This window comes from Fructobacillus fructosus KCTC 3544 (genome assembly GCF_001438695.1).
GTDB lineage: Bacteria > Bacillota > Bacilli > Lactobacillales > Lactobacillaceae > Fructobacillus > Fructobacillus fructosus.
In genome coordinates, this window is record NZ_JQBH01000030.1 from 1 (window position 1) to 1230 (window position 1230).

Sequence of the window (1230 nt, forward strand, 5' to 3'; positions counted from 1 at the left end):
AGAAAGAGAAGGAGCAAACGGCATGATTAACCGAGTTGTATTAACTGGACGATTAACGAAAGATGTGGAGCTACGATACACGCAGTCTGGGGTGGCAGTTGGGTCTTTCACACTTGCCGTGAACCGGAACTTTACCAACGCCAATGGAGACCGTGAGAGCGATTTTATCAACGCAGTTATTTGGCGTAAGGCCGCCGAAAACTTTGCCAACTTTACTGGTAAGGGGGCGCTTGTGGCCATTGAAGGACGGTTGCAGACACGTAACTATGAAAACAATGCGGGCCAACGTGTCTATGTAACGGAAGTGGCAGTCGATAACTTCTCGCTGCTGGAGAGTAAAGCGGAATCAGAACACCGCCGTCAACAAAATGAATCAAGCAATACTCAACAACGTCAGCAACAGCAAAGTGCTGCTAATCCATTTTCAAGTAACAATGGCGAAATTGATGTTTCAGATGACGACCTGCCATTTTAAATAATTGGTATAGCTATGTATTCATTCGGAAAGCGGCTTAATGGCCTGCGAGTAAAAGAAGGGGTCACACAGCGACAAATGGCAAGAAGCATTGGCATTTCAGCAGGAACGATTGTCAACCTAGAGCAGGGCTATTCTAAGCCTAGCTTTGACGTCTTGATTGACATTGCAGACTACTTTGAGATGTCGCTAGATGATCTTGTTGAAAGAGAAAGGAGGGAAGATGGCAAATACTAGGTTTTTCTCACAGATACCGGCGTGGGTTGATGAGTTAGACAACGTTAGCGACTTTCAAGTAAGGCTACTTGGATTCATTTACACGGTTTCTAATACAGGTAATCAAGCTTTCCCAAGTAACAGTTTTTTAGCAAAAAAATATCATAAATCGGCAAGCACAGTTCAACATGCATTGAGTGACTTGTATCAAAAGGGATTGCTAAAAAGCACGCCAAAATACGTTGATGGGACTAATCGTATTGAAAAACGATACCTGGAGATAGTTGAACCACACTATCATGATTTAAATGGTATGGCAGAAAACGGAGGTACCTCCGAAAACGGACATACCCCTACTCCGAATTCGGACATACCCCCTAGCAGAAAACGGACATACCCTATGTCCGAAATCGGCACAGATAATAGATTACTTAATAAATCACCTAATAAATCAGTATATACAGATAGGGACGAGAGTGTTCTTGACCCCATGACAGCTTCAAAAATGTTGGCTGCTTATAACAAGGCAACTGGACGAA

At 43.3% G+C, this 1230-nt stretch carries 3 protein-coding genes; all 3 read left to right on the plus strand.

What is annotated here, in order from left to right:
- Window positions 1-22 precede the first annotated feature (22 nt).
- Complete coding sequence (ssb, locus tag IV71_RS07605; protein WP_056995074.1) at window positions 23-475, plus strand: single-stranded DNA-binding protein; 453 nt, start codon at window positions 23-25, stop codon at window positions 473-475.
- A gap of 15 nt (window positions 476-490) precedes the next feature.
- On the plus strand, window positions 491-712 hold the full coding sequence (locus IV71_RS07865) for a helix-turn-helix domain-containing protein (protein WP_029489970.1): 222 nt from the start codon (window positions 491-493) through the stop codon (window positions 710-712).
- Window positions 699-1230: helix-turn-helix domain-containing protein (locus tag IV71_RS07610; protein ID WP_162258603.1), on the plus strand; the 532-nt coding region annotated here is incomplete at its 3' end. The genes IV71_RS07865 and IV71_RS07610, both read left to right, overlap by 14 nt.